We start from the raw sequence: 26369 nt of genomic DNA on the forward strand, positions 1-26369 counted from the left end.
TTGTAAATTTTAATTTCTGGAGGCCGCCTATACCATTTCCACGACCAGTTCGCCTGATTGAACACTTTGGCCTTCTGAAACATAGATTCCTTTGACGACGCCATCTTCACTGGCGACCATTTCGGTTTCCATTTTCATGGCTTCGACAATAACCAATGCCTGGTTTTTAACCACAGCATCGCCTTCGTTCACCAAAACCTTGAGCACCGTTCCGGGGATACCGGAGCCGATTTGCTTTTTATTTTTTGGATCAGCTTTAAGCATGGTGGTTTTTTCTTTTGCAGAAAGACTGCGTTTATCTTCAATATAAATTTCCCGACGGAAGCCATCGACTTCAAACATCACTGAACGCATGCCTTCATCGTTAGGTGGTCCAATATTTACAAGCTTAATGATGAACTGTTTGCCTTCATCCATTTCTACCACGGTAACTTCGCCTTTTTTGAGACCGTAGAAGAAGTTATGGCTTTCCATTCGCATGAAATCACCGGTTTCCTGAAGAAACTCAACATATTCCTTCATCACCTTTGGATAAAGAGCCACACTGAGAACCTCTCGGTCGTCCAAAATGTATTCATAGTCTTCCATAAACTGAAGACGCAATGCTTCAAAATTTTCATCTGGAAGCAGGGTGCCGGGACGAACCGTTATCGGCTCGATGCCTTTTAGAACAATTTTTTGGAGTTCAGGATCAAATCCGCCTTCTGGCTGACCGATCATGCCCTTGTAAAAATCCACCACCGAGTCCGGATAGGAAAGTTCGCGTCCCTTGGTCCGGATATTATCCACAGTCAAATCGTTTTGAACCATGAAAATCGCTAAATCTCCGACGGTTTTAGAGGATGGCGTTACCTTAACAATATCCCCCAACATCAGATTGGCCTCCATGTATTTATCTTTAACTTCTCTGAATTTATGACCGAGGCCAAAACTTTCAACCTGGGCTCTGAGATTCGAGTATTGTCCCCCGGGAATTTCATATTTATAAATTTCCGTGGATCCGGATTTAAGTTCTGATTCGAATTTTCCATACATTTGACGACTGGCACCCCAGTAATCAGATAATATCTGGAGCTCATCCTGACTTAATCCGGTGTCTCTTGGAGTGTTTTCCAAGGCTGCCACAATGGAGTTAAGAGCTGGCTGGGAGGTCAGACCGCTGAGGCCATTAAGGGCGGCATCGGCGATGTCAGCCCCGGCCATGGATCCGAACAGAACGGTGGCTACTCCATTTCCAGTGGTATCATGGGTATGGAGGTGAATCGGCATGCTAACCTCTTCTTTTAATGCTTTTACCAGTTTATAGGCCGCTCCCGGTTTCAATAACCCGGACATGTCTTTAATCGCTAAAATATGGGCACCGGTTTTTTCAATTTCACGGGCCATTCGCAGATAATAATCCAGATTGTATTTCGTTCTGGAGATATCCAGGATATCTCCGGTATAACAGATACTCACTTCGGCAATCTTATTTGTTTTTAAAACTTCCTCAATGGAAATTTTCATACCCTCCATCCAGTTAAGGGAATCAAAGATACGAAAGATATCAATCCCACTTTTTGCAGATTGCTGCACAAAAGCGCGAATTACATTATCCGGATAATTTTTGTATCCCACAGCATTGGCTCCCCGCAGGAGCATTTGGAATAAAATATTCGGGATCCGCTTTCTCAGTTCATCCAAACGACGCCAGGGTGATTCCTTTAAAAAGCGGTAGGACACATCAAAGGTTGCGCCCCCCCACATTTCGAGGGAAAACAAATCCGGAGCCAGGGCTGCGGTTTCTCTGGCTATTTTTATCATGTCCCGACTACGAACCCGGGTTGCGGCAATGGATTGATGGGCATCCCGAAGGGTCGTGTCGCAAATTAACAGCTTTTCCTGTTCCTTGATCCATTTTACCAAACCATCCGGGCCTTGTTCATCCAAAATTTGTTTGGTGCCGCGAAGATTGTTTTCCTCTGGAATGGCGGGGATATAAGGTTCGTCAAAATCCGGTTTATTCCCAAAGGTTTCATTGACAATGATATTTCCGAAATACTGCAAGATATTGGATGCTTCACTCTTTTGTTCTTCGATGTTAAATAATTCCGGGTGATCATCAATGAATTTTGTATCACAATTTCCACTGACAAAAACAGGATGCTCAAGAACGTTGATTAAAAAGTCCTTATTGGTCTGGACGCCTTCAATTTCCATTTCCTTAAGTCCGCGAACGGCTTTACGGCGGGCATCCTCAAAGTTTCTGGAAAAAGAAGTGCTTTTTACCAAAAGACTATCATAGTACGGTGAAATTTCCGCTCCGGTAAATCCATTCCCGCCATCAAGACGGATACCAAAACCACTGCCTGTTCGATAGACGTCCAGTCGGCCGGTATCCGGCATAAAGTGATTCTTAGGATCTTCGGTGGTAATTCGGCACTGGATGGAAGCCCCTCTTGGTTTTATGGCGTCCTGACCTGGTATTCCGATTTCATCGGAATGCAGGGGTAATCCCTGGGCAACTAAAATCTGCGACTGAACCAGATCGATCCCGGTGACCAACTCGGTGACCGTATGTTCCACCTGAATTCGGGGGTTCATTTCAATGAAATAATGATCCCCGTTTTTATCCACCAGAAACTCAATGGTACCGGCGTTACGGTAATTAACAGCCTTTGCGAGCTTAATGGCATCACGGCAAATGGCTTGCCTTTGTTCATCATCAATGCTCAGGGATGGGGTGAATTCAATGATCTTCTGATGCCGTCTTTGAATGGAACAATCCCGCTCATAAAGATGGACAATGTTTCCGTAGTTATCCCCCAGAATCTGGACTTCAATATGTTTTGGTTCTTCCAGATATTTTTCCACAAAAATAGTGCCGTTCCCAAAAGCCTTGGTGGCTTCACTGGTGGCGGAATGGAATTCTTTTAATAAATCCTTTTGTTCCCGGACAATCCGCATGCCACGACCACCACCGCCGGCAGCGGCCTTTAAAATAATCGGATATCCGGCCTCATTGGCAAAGGCAATGGCTTCAGCATCTGAAGTAATGGGCTTTTCCACTCCGGGAATTGTTGGCACATTTAACGTTTTTGCCACTATTTTAGACTGGATTTTATCCCCCATTTTTTCCATCATTTCATGGGTAGGTCCAATAAAAACAATGCCTTCTTCCTGGCAGCGTTTTGCAAACAAAGGATTTTCGGATAAAAATCCGTAACCGGGATGAATGGCATCCACTTCTTTTTTCTTGGCCAGGGTAATAATCTTATCCATGTCCAAATAGGCTTCCACAGGTCCTGTTGTTCCTGTGATCAGGTAGGACTCATCGGCTTTTGTTCTGAACAGCGATAGATTGTCTTCCTGGGCATAAATGGCAACTGAACGAATGCCCAGCTCCTGGCAGGCTCTAATGATACGGATGGCTATTTCGCCACGGTTAGCTATTAATATTTTACTAAATTTCTTCATATTACCTTCTGCTTTCTTAAACGCATTTTTATACACTCTAAATAACTACAACCTTCTTAAAAATTGGTTGTAGTTATTATATAAAATTGTGTCTGATTATTAAAGCTATTTTTTATTAAAACACCTGTTTTTTTTCATTTCCAGGGAATTTCTTATGTTTCCGAGTCTTTCTTAAAGGTTTGAGTCTCTATTTTACTTATAATCGCTTCATCAGGAATCTCAAGGTCATTTTTCTCTGAACTTTCTTCATTGAGCATATCCGACTCGTTTTCAATTTCATTGCCGTCATTTTCTTCCTTTAAGCCATCAGATCCATTAAGATCCTCGGTTTCCTTATCCAATTCATCATTATAGGAATATAGCTTACCGGATAACCGACTAACTAAAAAGTAACCGGGAACGACAATGGCAAGCACAATCAACAGCATCATCAAGTTCATTTTACATCACTCATGAGAATCGGCTTTTTGAGATGCAATCCAGTCTTTCTGGTAGTCTTTGCTGCTATCCATCAGTACTTGCAGAAAGTCATGATACGCGGATTTATATTCCTGTTTTTCAAGGAGCTTCAGGTTCTTTTCAATGACCGATTGTTCACGGCTTTGATCGAATATTTTTTCATTTTTGTTGAATTTATATTCAGCAACTTTCTGGATACAGTCCATTCGTTTTTCAAAAAGAACACGCATCTCACCATCAATTTCATCAATTTTTTTTCGAATCGCATCCAATGCTTCCAATTTATCCTCCTCAGGTTAACAACTTAGTCGATTGTCAAAGCATTCTTAATTGTACGAACAGTTTCGCAATGACTTTTTAAACAGCTAAATCAAAAAATCCACCAAACATAGGGCGGTGGCAGCTTCGACTACCGGAAAAGCTCTTACTACAATGCAGGGATCATGCCTTCCCACAATTTCCAGGGAAGCATTTTCCATGGCGGCCAGATTAATGGTCTGCTGTTGCTTTCCAATGGAAGGTGTGGGTTTCATGGCTACCTGGAATACCACGGGCATGCCATTGGAAATACCGCCGTTAATCCCACCATTATTATTGGTCAGGGTTTCAACCCTGCCATTGTTGATGATCATGGGATCATTGACCTGGGACCCGCGCTTATTGGTCAGACCGAATCCGGCCCCGAAGGTAATGCCTTTGACTCCTGGAATTGAAAACAGGATGCTGGCCAGCCGACTTTCTATGGATTCAAAAAAAGGATTGCCGATGCCCGGATCTAAGCCAATTACAAATCCTTCGATAATCCCGCCGACGGAATCATGATCGTTCATGGCAGCAATAATTTCATCTTTCATCGATATTTCAAGATCCGGGGTGTACAGGGGAAACGCCGGATTTTTAAAGTTGTTGCTTAAATCATCATAATCCTGCCACTGGGGCAATGATACATCACTGATGCCGCCAATGGAAACTATCCGACTGCTGATGATAAGCGCGGGTTTGATGACCCGTAAAACCTCTTTGGCAACCGCACCTGCAAAAACCAGAGGCGCGGTGAGCCGTGCTGAAAAGTGACCGCCGCCGCGATAATCCTGGAAGCCCTGAAAGCGTATATTACCGCTGAAATCCGCATGACCGGGACGCATTAAATCCTTGGTTTTCGAATAATCCCCGGACCGGGTATTTTCATTGCGAATCAGTCCGGTTAATGGTGCTCCGGTTGTTTTACCATTGAATACGCCGCTGAGGATCTCAATTTGATCCTCTTCTTTCCGTGGTGTTGCCAGGGGATTCCCTTTGGCCGACCGACGGTTAAGCTCCTGCTGGATTCTGGTAAGGTCAATGGGAACGCCAGGAGGCAAGCCATCCAGCACAGCGCCAATGCCTTCTCCATGAGATTCCCCAAAAATTGAAATTTTTAGATTATTTCCCCAGGTTGATCCCAATGGCTTCACCTCCGATTTTTTCAAAATCTTCCCAAAAATGAGGATAGGATTTATTCACCGCTTCCGCACCTTCAAGAATGATGGTTCCTTCGCAAACAATCGAGGCCATGGCCACAGCCATGGCGATCCGATGGTCATTATGACTTTTCACTCGGCCGCCGGTAAGTTTTTCAACGCCTTTTATAATCAGGCCGTCCTTTGTTTCAGTGACCTTGCCACCTAAAGCGTTAAGCACTTCGGCGGTAGCCATCAAACGGTCGGACTCTTTGTACCGCAGCCGTTCGCCATTAATGATTCGGGTGGTCCCGGTGCTGAGGCTCCCCAGGACCCCCAGAATTGGCACCAGATCCGGACATTGGGAAACATCAATTTCAATGCCCCGGGTTTTGTTGCTTTTCGCAACAATGCCCACCGGATTAATATCCAAGTCACCACCCATGGTCTTGATAATATCAACGATGACCTTATCGCCCTGTCGTGAGCTTTGGTTTAAATCGTTGCACTGAATCCTATCACCAATGGTTCCACCAACCAGCCAGAAGGCCCCCTGGGAAAAATCGCCTTCCACTCGATAGTCACAAGCGGTGTAAGCCTGATTACCCTTAACTATAAAACGCTCGTTATTTTCATTGTCAATGACGATCCCAAAGGATTTCAGGACATCGATGGTGATGTCCACATAGGGCTTGGATTCCAGTGGCGATGTCATTTGAATAATGGAGTCTCCGGGCAGCAGCGGCAAGGCAAAAAGTAAGCCGGTGATGAACTGGGAACTCACCGAGCCCTCAAGACGATATGTTCCCGGAGTTAACTTGCCCTTCAGGGCAAGTGGCAGATCCTGGCTTTGTTTCAGGTGTTCGTAAGCAATTGATTTTTCTCTAAAGAGGTCATAATAGGGTGTCATGGGACGTGTTACCAACCGCCCTTTACCGGTAACCACAACCCTTTGGTTCTGGAGTAATAAAACCGGGATCATAAAGCGCAGGGTCGATCCGGATTCATTACAATCTATTTCGGTGGTGTTTAATTTTAAAACATCACAGCCTTTTATCTTGAGGGTATGACGGTAATTCGCCTGTTTCTGATAGTCTATTTCTGCGCCCAGGGCCTCCATGGCGGTACATGTGGCAATCATGTCCTGGGATAAAAGCACATTGGAAATAAGGCTTTCTCCCCGGGCTAAGCCGGCTGAAATAATGGCACGGTGGCTCACACTTTTAGACGGCGGAATCTCCAGGCTGCCACTGAGTTTTCCGGGTTTAATCTCAACTGTTTTCATTCCTAATCCTCATTTATTTCTCTTCGTTTTGAAGGTTTAGACCTTTTCGTGCCGCATTGCTGTCTCTTCACAAAACCACTTCTTATTTGAAGAGCTCAATGGCCTGCTGCTTTTGAATTTTCACAATTTCGGCCTTGCCAATTTTTTCCAATGCACAAATATGAAGGGCTTCATTCTCGAATTTTTTATCCGTGAACAGAATTTCCTGAACCTTGTCTAAAGGCATGTTTGGCAGCTTTGACGGCAATCCATAGGCATTTAGAATTTCAACGATATTGCGGTAGGTATCAGCTTGGGAAATTCCTTCGGCCACGGTTTTTTTCGTAATTTGAGCCATGCCGATGGCCACTGCTTCGCCATGAGAATATTTTTTAAATTTATAAAAGGTCTCCACGACATGACCAATGGTATGACCAAAATTCAAGGTCCTGCGAATGCCATGCTCGTGTTCATCTTCCTCGACGATATCCCGTTTAATCTGACAGCACCGGGCAATAATTTCTTCGATATCTTCAATCAGATCTTCATGATAGGTGTAACCCATTAGTTTGACAAAAAGATTGGCACTGCTGATGCAGCCGTACTTAATGACCTCGGCCATGCCATCAATCATGTAATGATCTTCCAGGGTTTCTAAAAAAAGCGGATCGATGATCACGGCTTTGGGCTGGTGGAATGCCCCCACCAGATTTTTTCCATAATCAAGATCAATGCCAACCTTGCCCCCGACACTGCTGTCAACCTGAGCCAACAGAGAGGTGGGTAACTGGATCAAATCAATGCCTCTGAGATAGGTTGCCGCACAAAATCCGCCTAAATCGCCAACTACGCCGCCGCCCAGGGTAAGAATGGCATCACTGCGGGTAATATTGCATTTTACTAATTCATTATATATGCTTGATGCCTGGTCGAGGCATTTGCTTTTTTCTCCCGGTGGTACCACAATATTGTAAACCTTAGGACCTGACATCCGTACTTGCCGTTCAACCTCGGTCAGATATTCTTTGGCAACATTTTTATCTGTAATAATCATAACCTTATGGTATTGAGAAAACAGCGCCTTCATTTGTGACAATCGACTCTTTAATCCTTTTTCGATCATAATCGGGTATTGATGAGTATTCGACGTTGTGCAAATCAATTCTTTCATTATTCTCTGGGCTCCTTTTTAATTTTCACTTCTATTATACCATAATTTCCGATTTGTGCAAAAAAAGCCGTCTAAAAAAAGACGGCTGGTCTGTTGGTGAAACCGTCCCGGGGACAATGGTAAATCGTTGTCGGCTACATGATCGGACAGGCTAGCGCCTGTTCGCCCTGATGCCGACAACTGATGTTACGATTGTCTCCGGGACTTACTTTTCTGCTTTATCTAAAATCTGATGCGCCAATTAGTTTGGCAAAATCGTCCCAGGCACAATGGTAAATCGTTGTCGGCTGCATGATCGGACAGGCTAGCGCCTGTTCGCCCTGATGCCGACAACTGATGTTACGATTGTCCCGGGACTTACTCTTCTGCTTTTATATTTGTGGACAAAGCCCTTTGCAGCTGTGATTTAATTCTAACGGTCTTCTTTGAAGTAATTTTTTCCGAGCCATGCCGGTTCTTTTTTGTTAGCACGCTTTCGGATGGAAGTAAATACAAGCACAAAGACGGTTGCCAGGTATGGCAGGGCTGTGAAAAAATAAATGGAAATGGGCAGGTTGTATTTTTGCAGCCAGAAGCTGGCGATGTCCATGGCGCCAAAGAAATAGGCACCCAGCATGGCCTTGCCCGGGTTCCACATGGCGAAAATAACCAGGGCCACGGCGATCCAACCACGACCGCTAACCAGGTTTACCGGGAAGATGCTGATGTAAACCAGAGATAAAAAGGCGCCACCCAAACCACACAGGGCTCCGCAGATGGCAATATTAATGTACTTGTAGCGATCCACCGGGATACCACTGGCATCGGCTGCCACAGGATTTTCACCGATCATTCGGGTATTCAGTCCCCACTTGGTTTTATACAGATAAATATAAACCGCAATGACCAGCAGATAAGAGAAATAAACATAAACACTTTGATTAAAAAAGATTTGTCCAATATAAGGAATATCCCCAAGAACGGGCAATTTTATGGGTTGGAAAAAAGTCACAATCGCTTCCGGTACTTTTTTCCCGACAAACGACTTTCCGAAGAAGGCAGCAAAGCCAATCCCAAAAATAGTAAGTGCCAGTCCGGTAACGACCTGGTTGGCTTTTAGACTCACGGTGAGGACGCCGTATATCAGTGCCCCCGCCGCACCTGCAAGCGCAGCACAAAGAACCGCTAAATAGGGATTTCCAAAGGTAAATCCGGCAATAAAACCAATGACGGCACCGATTTGCATCATTCCTTCAACCCCAAGATTTAAATGACCAACTTTCTCAGAAATAATTTCGCCAAGGGTTGCATACAGTAAACATGTTCCGGCCTTAACCGCCGCACTTAAAAAAAATACAAATTCCATTTATGCAACCTCTCGTTTCTTTTTATCTGATATAAATCGATAATGCAGTGCAAATTCAGAGCCAAGAATAAAGAAAAGAATAATGGCCTGAATCATCTCTGCCACTGAACCGGGAATCTGGAAAGCCGTTTGAATATACGACCCCCCCTGGAGCAGCACCGCAAAAGCAAAGGAATTCAAAACAATAAAGGGCACCTTGAGTCCCGACAGCCAGGCCACGATTATGGCCGTAAAGCCAAGCCCACCAGTGATTTCAACGGAAAGAGCACCACTGATCCCGGCGGTTTGAAACATTCCCACAAGTCCGCAAAGACCGCCGCTGATCAGTGCCGCGGTGATAATTGTTTTGGTGATATTGATGCCAATGTAACGGGCTGTATTTTCACTTTCACCCAACACTGTAATTTCAAACCCGATTTTTGAATAATTCATCAAAAAATAGATCAGTATCACCAGTATAATGGCAAATGCAATACTCAAATTAAAACCGCTAACGCTTGGCAATAAGGCATTGTCAGGGAAATTGGCAATCTTTGGCATCCCACTGGCTCCGGGATCTTTCCAAAAATCATATTGCAGTGCAACCACCAGGTTAAGGGCTATGTAATTCATCATCAGGGTAAACAGCGTTTCATTAGTACCAAACTTTGCCTTGAAAAAAGCCGGTATCAGCAGCCAAATGGCACCAAAAACAAAGGCCAGCACGCCCATAGCAAAAATCATCACCGGCAGGGGCAAATTCGGAAGGTATCGAACCACAAGGGCAGCGCCCACGGCCCCCATGAGAAATTGACCTTCTGCACCAATATTCCAGAACTTCATTTTAAAGGCTACCATGACCCCTAAAGAAAGCACCAGCAGAGGAACCATTTTCTGAATGGTTGCCGCAAACCGGTAGAGATTGCCAAAGCAACCTTCAATAATGCCAATGTATAATTCGATGGGATTGGCCCCGGCAAAAATCACAATAATCGAAGCTGCCAACAAGGCCCCCAAAATTGCCAGTAATCTTATTATTATGGTATCCCTGGTTTTAGGGCTATCTTTCTTTACAACATGGATCATTCTTTTTTACCTTCTTCCATCACCCCGGACATCAGCAGACCAATGGCTTCTTTTGTAGTTTTTCTGGGATCAACAATACCAGTGACCTTGCCTTCGCACAACACGACGATGCGATCACACAAGCTCATAAGCACATCAAGATCTTCACCAATGTACAGGATGGGTATCATTTTCTTTTTTTCATTATTCAATAAATCATAAATAATCTGTGAGGATCTTACATCCAGTCCCCTTGTTGCATAGGCGGTCAGCATTAATTTAGGCTGAAGTTCAATTTCCCGGCCCAGTAGAACCTTTTGAATGTTCCCTCCAGAGAGCAGACTTACCGCATGGTTTTCAATACCAGGGGTTGAAACATTTAATTTTTCCACCAAAGCCAAGGCTTTTCCCCTGGATATGACTCTGGAAATCCCCATTCCCTTTTTGTTTTTATAATCCTTAAGGAGCACGTTGTCGATAATATCCATGGACGATACCAGCCCCATTCCCAATCGATCCTCGGGAACAAAACTGAGACTGATACCCATCTTGCTGATATCTTCAGGGTTTTTTCCAACAATGTTGGTATTATCAAAAATAATTTCCCCGGACTTAATAGGATATAGTCCGGCGATGCCTTCACACAGTTCTTTTTGTCCGCTTCCGGCAATGCCGGCAACCCCGAGAATTTCACCGGCATAAAGGTCAAAGCTCACATGATCCAGTACCGCCACCTTGTTCTTATCAATGGCGATAAGGTCTTTAACTTCAAGACTTTTTTCGCCCCGTTCTACTTCAACCCAAGGAATATTAAGTTCCATCACATCACCCACCATCATTCCGGCTAATTTCTCAGGGGTTGTATCTTTTTTATCCACGGTCTGAATGAAGGTGCCTTTTCGCATAATGGTAATGCGATCACTGATTTCCATAACCTCGTCCAGTTTATGGGTAATAATAATCACCGAGCACCCCACACCGACCATTTTTCTGATAATCTGAAACAGGTTTTTTATTTCCTGGGGGGTGAGCACCGCAGTGGGTTCATCCAAAATTAATATGTCTGCGCCACGGTACAGTACTTTAAAAATTTCAAGACTTTGTTTTTCCGCCACTGACATGGCATATACTTTTTTATTGGGATCAATGTCCATTCCCAGTTGGTTGATCAATTTCCCCATCTCATCTAAAATCTTTTTCTTATTTAAAAAAGGGGTTGTCTTTCGACTTCCGGCCGCAACATTTTCAAGAGCGGAAAAAACGTCCACTAATTTATAATGCTGTGGTAACATACCAATTCCCAAGTCCAGGGCATCTTTTGGCGAACTGATGGTCACGGTTTGACCCTTAACCTCAATTTGCCCTTCATCGGGCATATAAATTCCATTAAGAACGTTCATCAGTGAGCTTTTCCCTGCTCCGTTCTCACCTAATATGGCATGTATTTCTCCCTTTTTTAATGAAAATTCCACATGATCCAGGGCTTTGACCTTACCAAAAACCTTGGTAATATTCTTCATATTTACGACATATTCATCATTCATTTTTTCACCTTCACTATAAAAACAGCGGACAGAGTCCAGAGGACTCTGTCCGTCATTACATTTTTATGACTAATTTAATGTTCCTACTACATTGTCGACAAACCAATCCATACTTAGAAGTGCTTCATCGGTCATAGTTGAACCTGAATTCACGCGTACAGTTCCGGTTTGGTCTTTAAGTTCACCTGAGAAAATAACAAGACTGCCATCTTTAATCGCTTTTTCTGCAGTATCTACCTGGGCCTGAGCGGCTCCCGGTGCAAGAGCAGTTAAATCGTCTAATAAAACAATTCCGTCATTCATACCACCCCAATACTGATCAGATACCCAGGTACCGTCAATGACTGATTGAACTGCATCGGTATAGTAACCGCTGAAATCCCAAAGAGGAGCTGTCATGTATACTTCTGGCATAGTTGTTGCCGCACTCAGATCGTATCCGACGGATAATTTTCCAGCTTCTTTTGCTGCTTCCATTGTCGCTGTTGAATCCTGATGCTGAGCTGTTACGTCACAACCTTGTTGAATAAGGGCTTCTGCTGCTGCTTTTTCAACGGTTGGGTCGTACCAGGTGTTGGTCCATGATACATTTACTGTTGCATCTGGATTCACTGCTTTTACGCCAAGAGCGAATGCGTTAATTCCGCGAATAACTTCTGGAATCGGCATTGCTGCAACATAAGCAATTTTATTTGATTTTGTGGCTAAACCTGCAACCATTCCGGAGAGGTATCTTGGTTCTTCAATTTTACCAAAATAGGTTCCTAAATTATCAGCTGTCATATAACCTGAACAATGTTCAAATTTAACATCCGGGAATTCTTTGGCTGCTTCTGCCATACCATCCATAAAACCAAAGCTGGTACCAAAAATAATGGTAGCACCTTGATCAACCATATCTCTAATTGATGAGATAACAGCACTTTTTTCTTCAGGTACATTTTCTTTAACGATGGTTTCAACTTTCCCACCCAGATTCTCTACCATTTTCGCACGGCCTTGATCATGGGCCTGAGACCAACCGCCGTCATCAGCAGGGCCTACATACAGAAAACCAGCCTTAACAACGTCGCTTTTGTCAGAAGTGGTTCCAGAACTACATCCGGCAACACTTACAACAACCATTGCCAACGCTAATAAAATTACACTTATTCTTTTTTTCACCTTTTTCCTCCTAATAGAATAATTTATGTTCGGTGCTGTTTTTTAACAATACCTCTCCACATTGATATTTTAACTAAAAACGATCAAAAAAGCAATCTAAAATGAAGATAAAAGCTATGGATAAAGATGAATTATCTTGCATTTAACCCCGTAGTTCGTTATGATTATGTTATGTAAACAGGGTAAACTATAAACCATCGGTCACAAACCAATAAATTTTTATCTTGAAAGGAGAGGTATTTTGAAAAAAGAGAAAAAAAGCAAGAAATCTGATATAAAAGAAGTCAAGGATTCGAAAAAGGAAACTAAAAAGAAAATCGCCAATGACGAAAAAAAACTTGAGGTTGAGCACAAAAAAACAAAACCATCCTATGACGGGGATTATGATTCTCTGAAAAAAGTCATGATCGATTCTGCCACTCTCTATCAAAATATTCTCGTCTTACCACGCACCTATCATGCACCCGATGGTGCGCATTCTTTATATCCTTCTGAGCTCAAGGCACTTGACATGATCGGGGCCTTTTCCCCAATCAACCTAACTCAGCTGGCAAATAAACTGAACATTTCTAAAAGCGCTGTTTCTAAATGCTCAGCCAAACTTCTGGAAAAAGGCCTGATTACCAAAGATAAATCAGAAACCAGTGTCCGGGAAGTTGTTTTCATGCTTTCACAAACCGGTCAATTTATTTATAATCAACTGGAAAAAAGCAATCTTGAATTATTCCAGCCCATCAATGAAAATCTCAGTCAGCTTTCGCCAGATGAAATTGGCGAATTCCAACACTTCTTTTCTAATCTATACACCAGCCTAACCCAAATCTACGAAGAGCTCCAAAAATAAACCCCGGGTTTGCTGCTATAATCGTCCTGGGGACAATGGTAAATCGTTGTGTGCTGCAAGATCGTACAGGCTGTCGCCTGTTCGCCTTGATGCACACAACTGATGTTACGATTGTCCCCAGGACTTACTTTTTGCTTTTTTCTCCGAACTGCGGGCAGCTTCTGTGAGTTTATAAACAACACGGTCCTGAGAACAACGATAAATCGTTGTGTGCTGCAAGATCGTACCGGCTAGCGCCTGTTCAACCTGATGCACACAACTGATGTTACGATTGTCCCCAGGACTTACTTTTTGCTTTTTTCTCCAAACTGCGGGCAGCTTCTGTGAGTTTATAAACAACACGGTCCTGAGAACAACGATAAATCGTTGTGTGCTGCAAGATCGTACCGGCTGCCGCCTGTTCGCCTTGATGCACACAACTGATGTTACGATTGTCCCCAGAACTTACTTTTTGCTTTGTCAAATGACTTTATCGCTAAACTTAAATTACAGGCTCTCCTGGGCGACGATTTCTTGTTCGGTGCCGAAGGTTTCTTGGGAATAGATTTTTTTCTCGTAGACTTTGGTTCCCGGACGTTCCAGGGCGCCCTTAAGGAATTGATAGTATGCCCCCGGGGTTACGATGTTTCCGGTGGCGGGCTTTTCAAAACCGGTATTTTCAAAAAGTGAATCCGCAACTTTGACACAATTGGTATTCAAGGCGAAGTAGGTTTTAAGAGGGCCTTTTTTAAATTTATAAAAATCAGCTCCGGTGCCCTTATAGATAATGTCTTCCACGGCGTTGTATTCTCCGGGTTCCAGCAATCCCTGCTCGGCCAACTGGGTATCGCTGTACCACTCAAACATATTTTCCTTGAAACGTTCATAGTTATCTTTAATCTTTTCCAGTTCTTCATCTGTGAAGGCGACCTTAAATGAAATTAGAACCTTGCCGTCATTGATTACCGATTCTTTCAGGTATCGGTCTTTGTCACAAATAAAAAGGACGCCGTCACTCATTGCTCCGCCTAACCGATAAGAATGGTGATCAAAATTCCCGTAGGAAATTGCCTGGTCTCCAAAGATTAAGTCTACATGTCCAAAGGCTTCCATGAATTTTTTCGACAAATGCACCAGAATTTCGATGTTCATTGGATCCATCCCGGCTTTTTCCGGAATGATGATTTCCTGGGACTTAATATATTCATTGGCATCCTCGGAAGCAACCTTATTATCGTAATGTTTTAACAGACCCATGGGAAGTAAGGCGCCGAATAGGGATGGCAGGGCAATACGCATTTTCCGTTGGAATTTTTTGGCGGACTTCGACATTTTTTCCTGGGTTTCTTCTTCGTTAAAAGCATCAAATAATAGCGTTAAACCGTACCAGATAAGATAAGCACCGGCTAGAACAGCAAAGCTCACTGTTTTAAAATAGCTGTTAAATAACAGAAAAACGCCAAAGATAAAAGTTAATGCGCCGTCAATAAAATAAAATCCAAAATTAGGAACACCATCTCGCCAGTAAGTGACCGCTGTTATAAATTTAGCCCCACTGTTTAATATAATATATGCCGCAAAGACAAAGGGCACCGCCTCGGCAATAAACAAACGAAAATAAAAAAGCAATCCCGCAAATACCAGATTGAAAATCGCCCAAAGAATTTTTATTCTTCTGTTTTCTCCTCGAAATTTAAATACCACCGATGCCAGATGCACCAGAGCCAGGATAACCAGAGCCGCCATCAGTAAACTCACAATCCTATCCACAGAGCTTTGTCTCTGAATAATCATATAGATTCCAATAACCATAACCCCAAGTCCGGAAAGAATGCCAACCAGTTTATTGCCAGTTTTTAGCTTCATGTTATTTCCTCTTCTTTTGAATTTTATTGCTCCTGTTAGCGCTTTCAATCTTATTCTCTTTAGTGAATATGGGAATTAAGGTTGATTTAGTCCTTCCACCGTTGCCTGGTCGAGTGTACCATAGCTTTCCAGATTCAATGTCATTGTCTTAATCCCCGGTTTTTCTTCTTTTATACCCATTTCGTTGACTTTTAAAACGGGTTGGTGGTTTTTAATGGCCTGGATAAAGTGTATACAGCTTTTCTCATCGCCCTGAAGAACCACAACCATGGCACATTTTGCCAGGGTTCGTTGATCCGGTCCGATAATCGACTTGGCTTTTGATCCGTCATAATCTGTTTTTAAGGCAATACCCACTGACTCATCCATACTGATGGTAATGGGTTTAAATGCCACTGACACCAAGTCAATCTGCGCTTCTCCAACCATTAGAATAATGGATGCATACAGCGCTGCGGAATCGATTGTATCCGGAATATTTTTTTTACTTGCTTCTAAGTTGTCCCGGATCATCTGTATTTCTGTCCGATATGTTTCCAGGGACATTTCCTCCGGATATCCCATTTTTGTATTATTTAGCTCTTTTAAAATTTCGCCATTGTCCCGATAGGTCTGATATTCCGGAAATAAAAAGAGAACAGATATTATCACAAGCAATGCCCCAAGAATAAGCCCTTTTTCAATATTACCCTTCAGATTATTTTCGTTTGTCTTATCCAAGGATTTATTCCAGCGATTGTCTCGTCCCCTACTCACGATTCTGCCTACCTATCAACTCAATTTTCAGAATAAAATTCCAGCTATCCTTTTTCAGCGTTTCAATTGCTCCACTGGTGCCGATACTTTCCTGATTCATTTCTTTCACACTATTTTCGATGTTTGCATTTTTAAAAAGACCCAATGCCATTAATTCTTCTCTAAACACCAGAATATCCTCCTGGTTCTGACTGCTGCCAACCAGCATTAATTCGTTCTTTTTAAATTGGTAATCCACAATTGCCATATCTATAGAACTGGCGGCATTTATAACACCGGTAAGCACATCCAGAGGCATTGCTTTATCAGCGTTTAACACCGATGCTAATTGATTGTGATATGCCAGCAACTCATTTTTGCTTTCTAAATCTTCATAGGGGATCTGAAAATCTTTTTGATTATTAATAGCAGCTTCAACCTGTTTTATTTCCATTAAACGATTTTGGTTCATCACCGTCAACACACCAACCAGTACCAAAAACAAAACCAGGCATCCCCCAACAGTAATCATCCATGGATTGTGAGTGTAGCATCTGCTCTTTTTCTGACTCCTTGAATGAACTGGCAGCAAATTGATTTCTGTTTTCATTTTACATATCCTCATCATTCTGGTTTATTTGGCCATCCCAGCATGCCTCCTAAACAGGACATCAGAAGACAAAGCTCTTCCTCTTTAACCTCCTTTTGAAATTCAAATAACTCTGAATCCCTTCCCAATGCAGAAAGCATGGTAATTTTCCTATTAATCTTCTCGCCAAAATATTCAACCACTCCTGAATTCAGGCTTCCGCCGCCTGATAAAAACACTGTATCATTTTCAAATCCACCCCGGGCAAGCGATAACGGGGAATAAAAACTTTCCTTGACTGCGTCGATCACTGGCATCAGGAAACTTTCCAAATCGTTTGATGTCACTGTATTAATGCGTCGTTCTTCTTGAAAAAAACCGTCTGTGTAAAATAAAAGCCGTGTGGTTGTGCAGCCCATATCAATAATAAGGTTGTTTTTCTCACCAAGTTTTTGTAAAAATTTACCCAACCCGAGAAATTGCGGTTCGATGATTTTCAGGGTATGTTTTGCACCTTTAAAAATCCCCTGAAAATCAGCCAAAACATTCTTCGGTACTGCAATTCCCAAAACATCCAGCTTTCTATCATCAACTCCCAGAAGCTTAAAAACATCAATCCGTTTTCTGGCCAAAAAATCAATGCGCCACTGTTCAAACCCCTGAGGAATGCTTACCCGCATCTTCCAACGAACGGCGTCTTTAACCTCGTCGATGTCCATCATTGGAAAGGCAAAAGATTCAAGGATCATGTTTTCATGGTTAATCACAAGCATGAGTTCATCCCCATGATGATGCTCTTTCAAGAGGCCTCTTAAAAACACCATAAGATCCATGTTTTTTCCAGGGGCTTTATCCGTAAAAACATCAGCCGGCGTTTTCTCAATCCAATAATTCTGAATGAGGATTACCCCATTTTCATTGATTGCCCCTATAACTATTTTTGTTATGGCCTTTCCCAAGTCCACCACCCATAATTTCCCCCGTTTTTTCACACGACCATTCTCCATTTAAATTGTGATATTTTTGCTTTATTAAAGGCCGCACTGTTTTTGACAAGATCCAGTTCCGCCATGAATTTCTTAGTGTATTCATTATAGTGACTTTCAATTTCAACAAGCCGCTGTGTTTCTGAAACCCATGTAATTTTCACACTGTAATACCCGCCATTTTCGTCTTCTTCCATGCCTTCTGTACCCATATAATTAAGGTCATCTTCAATGGCAGACTGAACCACTGCCATGGCATTTTTGGCGGTTAAAATGCAAAATTCATAATCACGGTTCATGACATTGGCTTCCAGTTCTTTATTTCCCTGGGCAAGAAAGAAACCTGCCCCACTAACCAATAAAGCCAGAATTACCAACACCAGCGGCAACACAAAACCTTTACGATTAAAAGAAATTATTTTATGGGTACTCCACAATCTTGCCATGTTCAATCGTGATTTCTCTTTCATAGGTTTCACCTTCATAGGACAGTGTGTATTTAAGTATAATAACCGCAGCTGCAGCTGGATCCAAAGAGATTGAAAAATTTTTAATGTTGTCAGCCAGCTGGCTACTGGCTCCGGTTCCAATAGTGGAAAGATTTGTTTCATAAACTTTATAACGTTTTATCATGCCGTTTGACATAATATAATAATTATAATAGTTGGGGGTTTCCAAATCCTGGAGATACAATCGATCGGATTTTACAATAATTCTTCTTGACTCCAGAATTTGTTTCTGAAAATAAAGATTGAGAAAACGTTCTTCGTTAAATATTTCCTGATTAATCCGGGCTTTTGTATTAATGGTATTGGAAAAAAATAATCCAAATAAAAGCATCATAAAAACCAATGCAATTACGGTCAGTACCGTAATCATTTCAATTAATGAAAATCCCCCATTTTTAATTTTTCCCAAATTTATCATTCAATAGACCTCCAGAAGACTTTAATCCAAAAATATTTTACTTGACTTCGGATACCCTTTTGGGAAATCTTTATGATATAAAGGTCTGACTGTTCGCTTTTAATAATTTCTTCCAACCGATAATTTGGGTATTTCTGCAATACCTCATTTGCCTTATCAGAGAGTGTGACTCGTTCAGGATCCGGCAAGACCCTCAGAATTTCATCTGAGATACTGTTGATTTCAAGCGATTGCTCAAAAATGTTCTCCGAGACTATTTGAGTTTCAAGGGCAACCCCATAAAGACCCAGAATTGCAGCAAGACCAAAACCGCAAATGGCGATGGCGATAATTGCTTCAATCAGGGTATATCCACATTCTGTCCCAAGCCCCAAAACGCGCCGCCAATAATTTTTATGGTTCATCCAGGTAAATCCTTCCGTTGCCCAATTGAACCGTAATATGCCTAACCTCACCGCTGGGACTGGTGAGCGTAACCGTGCCGGCCATGGAAACAGTGCCCTGGGGGTACAGCACCAGCGCGTTTGTCCCGGTATAAGCACCCGAAAAGCTAAAATTATTTACCGGAACCAACACCTGATGCATTACTTTGTCTTTGGTCCAGAGAATCGACATACTTTTATCCTGGAAGCGAACCTGACGGCGGCAGCCATCCATCATGGCTTCATTTTGATACTGGAGCAAGGTGTACAGGATTTGCCGGGACTCCGCATTAAACGCGCTTTCCAATATCCTATCCTGATTTCCCAGACTGAGGGTTGCCATTGTAACCGTTAATAAGGATATTATGGCCAGGGTCACCAAAAGTTCCATCAAGGTATAACCCTTTTGAAAAATCTTGAATAATTTTCTACCCGGCCTTGGCTTTTTAATTTTTTTAAACGTTTTCATTATGATTATGGAAATTCTTCTTACTCTTTGACTTTTTCAGTAAAAACAACTTCTCCCTTTTCATATGAGAAAGTTCCGCCGGAAACTGATTCTATGGATGCGGTCTTCAGATAGCCCTCATTGTATAGTTCCGTAACCAATTCACCGAATGAATCAACATCTTCGGGTATTTCATCTAATTCGGCACGATACAATTCCACGGCATTTTCCACAATACGAAGATTTGCCTGATCTGTTTTCGTCTGTGAATTTGCCAAAACCCCGGTAAATGTTGGCACTGCCAAAGCCGTCAAGGCTCCTAAAATGGCGATCACTACGATTACTTCCATTAGCGTAAAACCAAAAATATTTTTACGCCGGCCTTCTATTTCGTTCATTTTTGTTCCTCCCTATCACTTTTCTTGATTTTAGCACAATAAAAAAACATAAAAAAGAGTAAATATTAGCTCATTACTCTTTTTTATGTTTTTATTCTATTTTACCTTTTCTATTCAATATGATAGTCATCATAGCCTTTATTTTCCTGTTTTAGTATCGAATAATACTTTCGCATACTCAGGGATTGAAGCACCAGGAAAAGACCGAAAATTCCTAAAACAACGCCGATAACAATGATAAAAATACCCGCCTGTCCCAGAGGATCAAAAAAAGCATAAATTCCAAAAGCAATCAAAGCAATCCCAAAGATGATTTTGATGATTTTTCCAAGACTTTTTGAGTTTCCTGAACTAATCAGTAAAAAAATTCCGGTAATAATGGCCCAAAGACCGATGATAATCATAAAGAAGGTTACCACGACTTCCGGTACCAACAAAAATATTGCACAAACAATCAGATCAAAAATCCCATGGCCCAGACTAAAACCCATATCTGATCCATACTTGGCTTTGGCAACCAGCGCCGAGACAATATAAATCACGCCCATGATCCCGCGATACACACCAAAAATAAATATCAGCAGTGTGAGTGCCAGACCACTGTTGATAATGCTCACTACACACAATGCAATAAGGCATAGGCCATCCAGCAGCATAAGCCACCAGCGGCCATACGCACGTTCCAGTAAATCAACTCCAATTAGCCTGGCTTTGTTATTATTCATTTAACAAACCTCCATTACTTTCTATTTTTCATTTTCTATTGCTTCCACAACTCGGTTAAAAACTTCCCCTGCCCTTATTTTTACAGGATTACAGCCTGTCTCAGGATCCCTATGGTGTTCTTTAATATAGTCACAATTGAGACTGCCAAATTCTTCTTCAAATTCTTTAACTAAAAGTTTGGACACCTTGGTCATTTCTGCCTGATCAGATGGTCGTTTCTCTGTATATAATACCCCCAGTGCGGCCAATGAACCAGAAAAAGCGCCACAGGTTTTTTCACAATAGTATCCGGCGCCAAAACCCTGAAGCATTCGAAAGCTGTCTTCACTCAAATTAAAATTGTATTTGTCATTTGCGGCCCGAAGCATCACTTCAGCACAATTCATATGATACAAAGGCTGCTCTTCTTCCGGTTTATCTTTACCAAATGCATTGTAAATTTCTACATATTCTTTCATTTTTTCCTCCATTTATTTCATATAACTTTATTATATATAAATTTTCCGCATATTTATAGGGGAAATTAAAAAATATTACAAATTTATTTTTTCTCTGACAGACTTATACAATTATTTCGTATTTTTTAATTTTATTGTATAAGGTATTTCTTTGCATCCCCAAAACTTGTGCGGAGTGGCTAATATTCCCTTTGCATAATTTCAACACTTTAATTAAATGCTTTTTTTCTACCATTGCCATGTCCAATTGCGTTACATCAATGTCTGCTAAATCAATATTTTCAAGGTCAGATAATTTTTCAAAGTCATTGTCTCTAACCATAACAGGTGACCCTGTATTTCCTAATTTACACGCATCGAGAAAATATACGGTTGGAAAAGATTCTGAATTGACGATTAACTCCACTATATTTTCTAGCTCTCTAATATTTCCCGGCCAATCGTAATTGACTAAAATCATTCGTCGCTCTTCCGAAATTTCCATTTCATTTTTCCCATATTTATCTGAAACATTTTTCATAAAATAATCGAATAGAAGTAAAATATCACTTTTCCGTTCTTTAAGTGGCGGCAGGTATAATGGCAGCACATTCAATCGATAATAAAGATCTTTTCGGAATCTTCCCAACTCAACTTCCTGTTTTAAATCTTTATTCGTTGCCGCTATGATTCTCACATTAATGGAAATACTGCTTTCACTGCCAATGCGCGTAATTGTATTTTCCTGCAATACTCTCAAAAGGCGAACTTGCATGTCCAATGGCATTTCGCCAATTTCATCCAACATAATGGTACCATTATTTGCCAATTCAAATTTCCCAATACTGCCGCCTTTTTTCGCGCCGGTATAGGCGCCTTCTTCATACCCGAACAACTCTGATTCAATTAATTCATTGGGAATTGCGCCACAGTTTAATGCAATAAAAGGTTCATCTGCACGTTTACCATGATTATGAATAGCTTGTGCAAAAAGTTCCTTTCCTGAACCGCTTTCGCCTAAAATGAGTATGGTTGATCTGCTGCTGGATATTTTTTTTGCATACTTAATCGCACTTCTAAAATTATTATCGTTACCGATAATTTTATCAAATGTATAATAGGGCTGAAAATTCCTTCTTTTCTTCGACTTTTTTTCATTTAAAACATAGACAATTTCAATACTGTCATCCTGAGGATTATAAATAGGACTGGCTGTTAAATGACAAGGAAATCGATTTCGCAACGCCTTTATTTCAACAATGCGCGATACGTTTTTTTCTGAATGAATGTCTTCATTGATACCATCCCATCCATCGATAAGGTCATTGATATCTTTTTCAACTAAATTCTTACTTCTGTTTCCAAACAACTCCAGGGCCTTTTGATTATTAATTTTAATTTTGCCATCCAGATCAGAAGTAAGAATAGCCACCGGCATTGAGTTAAAAATTGTTTTAATATGCTTATTTGTCATATTTTGAAGCCGATTGTATTCTTTCACCTTTAACATCTCTTCAATGGCATTGGATGCGGCAATAACCATTCCCAGAGTATGAGGATGAACAAGCTCGGTGTATCCTGTTAAATCCAATACCCCAATCAGATTACCGTTGCCATCTTTAATCGGTGCTCCGGAACATGTCCAGCGATGATAGGCTCTTATAAAGTGCTCATCTGCTGATAATTGAACAGGTTCTCTGACTTTAATGACATATGACATCGCATTGGTCCCGATGGATTCTTCATTCATGTATGCACCGGGAACCATTTTTAAATCAAAAGCTTCTGATAATATCTTTTCATCCCCAATAGCATTGAGTATGCATCCTTCGCTATCTGTCAGCAGAGCAAAAAAATTATTACCCTTGACGATATTAATTAAATGTTCCATATAAGGAGCTGCCGTTAAAATTAGATCTCGGTTTTCTGAAAACTTTATTTGTAATTCAGAATGATCAATCATTTTCTTGCTCCAAATTTGATCCTTTTCAATGCCCATTGCCGTGCAGCGCGAGTGGGAATCTTCAATATGCCCTTGATAACATTTTCTATTCATAATTACTTTTCCTTTTCCCTGGTTTTTAAATATTCAGTTATCCTTATTTTATCCCAACTCTGACCCCGATTACAAGGATAGCAAAAAAATAAATGAATTTTAAAAGAACATTCTTCGCCAACCAATTTTCAAACATTGTTTTTTTATCTTCTGCCATTGTAGGACACATTTGTATCATCCTTAGTCACTCTGCGTACTTGTACTATTTCAGCCACAATGCTAATTGCAATTTCTTCAGGTGTCTGACCATGAATTGGCAAACCGATAGGACTGTGAACCCGATCTAAATCTTGTTGAGTAAATCCATCAGCCAAAAGACAATCATAAATGTATGTTCTCTTTTTTTTGCTGCCAATCATACCAATATATTGTGCCTTTGTTTCCATCATCTGTGCCAATATCTCTTTGTCGTAACTGTGCCCTCTGGTTACAATAACAACAAAAGATTTTTTGTTAATATTAATATGTTCATTCAGACCTTTATAATGCGGAATAAACTTCATTTCATCTGCTATTTTAAATTGCCTATCATTGGTAAAATCCTCACGATCATCAACCATTACAACATAAAATCCTAACATTTTACACAATTCTGCTAAAACTTTTCCGATATGACCCGCTCCCATAATACAGACATTTTCATTGTTGAAAGATGGCTCTATAAAATACCGGTTATTTTTAAAAAATGGTTCCAAATATTTTTTCTCATTAAAATTTGTTTTTATTTCATTTATGATTGATAAGATTTCCTGGCTTTCAGAACCATATAGGCCGGTTTCTGTGTAAATCCATTTTTCTGTTGATGCATTTTCTTTCATTGGTATTTTAGTAATCATAAGAAAATCCATCTTTCTTTTATTCAGCAACTTGATTTTTTTTGCAAATTTCATCATCATTTTATCATTACAATCCACGTATTCCAATAATATTTTCAGATCCCCCCCACATATAATGCCCAAATTTCCTGGCTCTTTATTTGAAAGACTGAATTTTTCAACACGAAAAAATTTATGCCTAAATACTTTCGCAGCTGCTTGAATCGTCATGGCTTCAATCAAACCCCCGCCAATATACCCGACGCTGGAAAAATCATTTTTAATTAACATCTTCGCCCCTGGACTTCGTTTGGATGAACCTGATTTTTCTATAATTGTGGCAATCACAAAATTTTCGTTATCGTCAAAACAATCACCAATCGCTTCCAATAACTCAATCATTTTTCTTCACCTTTCTATTTAATAAAAATAGGGATTGCAGGCTTCGAAGCCTGCAATCCCTATTATGATAAAAATTAGCCTATTTTTTTAAGGCTTCTAAACCTGCTAAAACTTTTTCAGGATAGGCTGGTAAATGTTTGATTCGAACGCCGCAAGCATTGAAAATAGCATTGGCAATGGCCGCATGTGGGGCCGACAATGGCATTTCTCCAGCACCTGAAGCACCATATGGTCCCAGTGGACGCGGTGTTTCCTGGTGAATCAAAACAATATTATCCGGCACATCCTTGATTTGAGGAATCCCACAACCAGTTAATGTTGTGTTCTTTTTCAAATCCTCAAAATCTTCGCTTAATGCTAATCCGATTCCCTGGGTCAGACCGCCATAGAGCTGACCTTCAATTACCAATTTATTAATTATTTTACCGCAATCGGATACCAGCGTGAGTTTATCAACCGCCGTTTTCCCGGTAGTTGTATCAACAGCTACCTCGGCTAAAAGCACGCCATACATGTAGGTTGGGAATGGATCTCCCTGACCTGTTTCAACGGATGGAGCCGTACAGGGTGCTGTCCATTTGCCTTCATAACGCAGCGGTAACTTTTCGGCAACCATTTCGTCATAGGTTCGGTAGGTTCCATCGGCTTTTTTCAAGGCCGCCAGTAAGTTTTCACAACCGACTTTAATAGCATTCCCGGTGAGTACATTAGATCGACTGCCGCCGGCAGGTCCGCTGTTCGGGGTTAACTGCATGTCATTCATAATCAGTTTAATCTGTTCCGGTTTGATTCCCAGTGGACGCAGGGTTTCATGGGAAATGGCCAGAGAACCCATGTCGGCCCCTTGACCGTGATCTTCCCAGGAATTTCCAACGGTGACGCCTTCAGGTGTGAGCTCTACCCACATTTCTGAGGAGTCCGGACCATCCAGACCACAACTGTAGATATTTAATGAAACACCCACACCGTATTTGGTGTTGCCGCCTTTTTTGTTTTTTGCGGCTGCTTCTTCTTTGGCTTTTAAATAATGGGGTCTGATGGTATCAATGGCCTGTGGCAGGGCAATGACATCTGGCGGACAACCGGTTGGTGTCGTGTCCCCTTCTCGGTAGACATTGGCATAACGCAGTTCCAGTGGATCTTTCCCCATTTGTACTGCCAGCATATCAATTAAAGTTTCAGAGGCAAACAGACTCTGTGGTGAACCGAATCCTCTGAACGCAGATCCCCAGGCATGGTTGGTGGCAACGGTTCGGCCTTCGCCGCGAATATTGGGAATGTTATAACCGGCACCGATAAACTGTGATCCACGGGTGGTTACCAAATCGCCGAATTCGCAGTAGGGACCATGATCCACAGACCAATCGGTTTCCATGGCTTTTAGAATGCCATTTTCATCGGCACCGAATTTAACGTTCATAAAAAATGGCGAACGTTTTCCGGTATAGGTAATCTGTTGGAACATATTGAATTCAAGATAAACCGGTCGTCTGGAAACCAATGCCGCAACTCCCAGTAAGCCTTCAATGGTTGGGCTGAACTTATAACCGAAGGTCGCGCCGGTGGGATTCTGAACAATGAAATATTTGGATGGGTCCACGCCAATACCTTCGGCGGTCATCAACTGATGGAAGTGAAGGGCAATACTCTTGGAATGCACCATTAAATTATCATCGTCATCAAAGTAAGCAAACCCAACGTCTGGTTCCAATGGTAAATGGGGCTGTCTACCCACATAGAAATCATCTTCGATGATATTCGGCAGACTTTCCATTAATGGTTTTGGATCCTCGCCTTTGACAACATTGGTTGTAAAATAGACGTTTGGTGTGCCGGGATGGATTTCAATGGCA

The 26369-nt window shown here is 41.5% G+C and carries 25 protein-coding genes; 1 reads left to right on the forward strand and 24 read right to left on the reverse strand.

The window, feature by feature from the left end:
• Positions 1 to 27: 27 nt before the first annotated feature.
• The 10 genes from AKG39_RS12420 to AKG39_RS12465 all read right to left on the reverse strand — a co-directional run bounded on the left by AKG39_RS12420 (position 28) and on the right by AKG39_RS12465 (position 12886).
• Positions 28 to 3456, reverse strand: coding sequence for a pyruvate carboxylase (locus tag AKG39_RS12420; protein WP_050740723.1), 3429 nt, complete (start codon positions 3454 to 3456; stop codon positions 28 to 30).
• Positions 3457 to 3608: 152 nt separating this feature from the next.
• Positions 3609 to 3896, reverse strand: a complete 288-nt coding sequence (locus AKG39_RS12425; RefSeq protein ID WP_050740724.1) for a hypothetical protein — start codon at positions 3894 to 3896, stop codon at positions 3609 to 3611.
• A 6-nt stretch (positions 3897 to 3902) separates the two neighbouring features.
• Positions 3903 to 4196, reverse strand: coding sequence for a chorismate mutase (locus AKG39_RS12430; protein WP_050740725.1), 294 nt, complete (start codon positions 4194 to 4196; stop codon positions 3903 to 3905).
• A gap of 84 nt (positions 4197 to 4280) precedes the next feature.
• Complete coding sequence (gene aroC / locus AKG39_RS12435; RefSeq protein WP_050740726.1) at positions 4281 to 5360, reverse strand: chorismate synthase; 1080 nt, start codon at positions 5358 to 5360, stop codon at positions 4281 to 4283.
• The gene (aroA, locus tag AKG39_RS12440; RefSeq protein ID WP_050740727.1) at positions 5338 to 6639 is read right to left on the reverse strand and encodes a 3-phosphoshikimate 1-carboxyvinyltransferase; all 1302 of its coding nucleotides are present in this window, start codon (positions 6637 to 6639) and stop codon (positions 5338 to 5340) included. Before aroA ends, aroC begins: the two co-directional genes overlap by 23 nt.
• A gap of 82 nt (positions 6640 to 6721) precedes the next feature.
• Entirely contained in the window at positions 6722 to 7789 is a 1068-nt protein-coding gene (gene aroB, locus AKG39_RS12445) for a 3-dehydroquinate synthase (protein ID WP_050740728.1), read from the reverse strand.
• Between the two features lie 412 nt (positions 7790 to 8201).
• Complete coding sequence (locus tag AKG39_RS12450; protein WP_050740729.1) at positions 8202 to 9134, reverse strand: ABC transporter permease; 933 nt, start codon at positions 9132 to 9134, stop codon at positions 8202 to 8204.
• Complete coding sequence (locus AKG39_RS12455) at positions 9135 to 10199, reverse strand: ABC transporter permease (protein ID WP_050740730.1); 1065 nt, start codon at positions 10197 to 10199, stop codon at positions 9135 to 9137. It lies immediately after the preceding gene.
• Positions 10196 to 11722 (reverse strand): ABC transporter ATP-binding protein, encoded by a 1527-nt coding sequence (locus AKG39_RS12460; protein WP_050740731.1) that lies wholly within the window; start codon positions 11720 to 11722, stop codon positions 10196 to 10198. The genes AKG39_RS12455 and AKG39_RS12460 overlap by 4 nt, the downstream gene beginning before the upstream one ends.
• Positions 11723 to 11791: 69 nt before the next feature.
• Positions 11792 to 12886, reverse strand: coding sequence for a BMP family ABC transporter substrate-binding protein (locus tag AKG39_RS12465; RefSeq protein WP_050740732.1), 1095 nt, complete (start codon positions 12884 to 12886; stop codon positions 11792 to 11794).
• 241 nt (positions 12887 to 13127) lie between these two features.
• Between AKG39_RS12465 and AKG39_RS12470 the strand changes: the two genes are divergently transcribed.
• Positions 13128 to 13730, forward strand: a complete 603-nt coding sequence (locus AKG39_RS12470; protein ID WP_050740733.1) for a MarR family transcriptional regulator — start codon at positions 13128 to 13130, stop codon at positions 13728 to 13730.
• 486 nt (positions 13731 to 14216) lie between these two features.
• Here AKG39_RS12470 and AKG39_RS12480 read toward each other — a convergent pair whose 3' ends face one another.
• The 14 genes from AKG39_RS12480 to AKG39_RS12545 all read right to left on the reverse strand — a co-directional run.
• Positions 14217 to 15575 carry an HdeD family acid-resistance protein gene (locus tag AKG39_RS12480; RefSeq protein ID WP_050740735.1) on the reverse strand — a complete coding sequence of 453 codons (1359 nt, stop codon included), beginning with the start codon at positions 15573 to 15575 and terminating at the stop codon, positions 14217 to 14219.
• A gap of 75 nt (positions 15576 to 15650) precedes the next feature.
• Positions 15651 to 16331 (reverse strand): hypothetical protein, encoded by a 681-nt coding sequence (locus AKG39_RS12485; protein WP_148568675.1) that lies wholly within the window; start codon positions 16329 to 16331, stop codon positions 15651 to 15653.
• Positions 16324 to 16920, reverse strand: coding sequence for a hypothetical protein (locus AKG39_RS12490; RefSeq protein ID WP_050740737.1), 597 nt, complete (start codon positions 16918 to 16920; stop codon positions 16324 to 16326). Before AKG39_RS12490 ends, AKG39_RS12485 begins: the two co-directional genes overlap by 8 nt.
• Before the next feature lie 14 nt (positions 16921 to 16934).
• The gene (locus AKG39_RS12495) at positions 16935 to 17906 is read right to left on the reverse strand and encodes a type IV pilus biogenesis protein PilM (protein WP_126981236.1); all 972 of its coding nucleotides are present in this window, start codon (positions 17904 to 17906) and stop codon (positions 16935 to 16937) included.
• On the reverse strand, positions 17888 to 18355 hold the full coding sequence (locus AKG39_RS12500) for a hypothetical protein (RefSeq protein ID WP_126981237.1): 468 nt from the start codon (positions 18353 to 18355) through the stop codon (positions 17888 to 17890). Before AKG39_RS12500 ends, AKG39_RS12495 begins: the two co-directional genes overlap by 19 nt.
• Positions 18306 to 18812 carry a prepilin-type N-terminal cleavage/methylation domain-containing protein gene (locus AKG39_RS12505; protein ID WP_050740740.1) on the reverse strand — a complete coding sequence of 169 codons (507 nt, stop codon included), beginning with the start codon at positions 18810 to 18812 and terminating at the stop codon, positions 18306 to 18308. Before AKG39_RS12505 ends, AKG39_RS12500 begins: the two co-directional genes overlap by 50 nt.
• Positions 18809 to 19216: a prepilin-type N-terminal cleavage/methylation domain-containing protein gene (locus AKG39_RS12510; RefSeq protein WP_050740741.1), complete on the reverse strand. Its 408-nt coding sequence runs from the start codon at positions 19214 to 19216 to the stop codon at positions 18809 to 18811. Before AKG39_RS12510 ends, AKG39_RS12505 begins: the two co-directional genes overlap by 4 nt.
• Complete coding sequence (locus AKG39_RS12515; protein WP_050740742.1) at positions 19206 to 19703, reverse strand: prepilin-type N-terminal cleavage/methylation domain-containing protein; 498 nt, start codon at positions 19701 to 19703, stop codon at positions 19206 to 19208. The genes AKG39_RS12510 and AKG39_RS12515 overlap by 11 nt, the downstream gene beginning before the upstream one ends.
• Before the next feature lie 20 nt (positions 19704 to 19723).
• A complete protein-coding gene (locus tag AKG39_RS12520; RefSeq protein WP_050740743.1) occupies positions 19724 to 20080 on the reverse strand; it encodes a competence type IV pilus major pilin ComGC in 357 nt (118 codons plus the stop codon).
• Positions 20081 to 20190: 110 nt separating this feature from the next.
• Positions 20191 to 20805 carry an HdeD family acid-resistance protein gene (locus tag AKG39_RS12525; protein ID WP_050740744.1) on the reverse strand — a complete coding sequence of 205 codons (615 nt, stop codon included), beginning with the start codon at positions 20803 to 20805 and terminating at the stop codon, positions 20191 to 20193.
• A 21-nt stretch (positions 20806 to 20826) separates the two neighbouring features.
• Entirely contained in the window at positions 20827 to 21264 is a 438-nt protein-coding gene (locus tag AKG39_RS12530; RefSeq protein ID WP_050740745.1) for a C-GCAxxG-C-C family protein, read from the reverse strand.
• Positions 21265 to 21367: 103 nt separating this feature from the next.
• Positions 21368 to 23299: a sigma-54-dependent Fis family transcriptional regulator gene (locus AKG39_RS12535; RefSeq protein WP_050740746.1), complete on the reverse strand. Its 1932-nt coding sequence runs from the start codon at positions 23297 to 23299 to the stop codon at positions 21368 to 21370.
• Between the two features lie 143 nt (positions 23300 to 23442).
• Positions 23443 to 24516 (reverse strand): XdhC family aldehyde oxidoreductase maturation factor, encoded by a 1074-nt coding sequence (locus AKG39_RS12540; protein ID WP_050740747.1) that lies wholly within the window; start codon positions 24514 to 24516, stop codon positions 23443 to 23445.
• Between the two features lie 79 nt (positions 24517 to 24595).
• A partial coding sequence (locus tag AKG39_RS12545) for a xanthine dehydrogenase family protein molybdopterin-binding subunit (protein WP_152912174.1) occupies positions 24596 to 26369 on the reverse strand: 1774 nt, incomplete at its 5' end.

The sequence above is a fragment of the Acetobacterium bakii genome, assembly GCF_001263355.1.
Taxonomy (GTDB): Bacteria; Bacillota; Clostridia; order Eubacteriales; family Eubacteriaceae; genus Acetobacterium; species Acetobacterium bakii.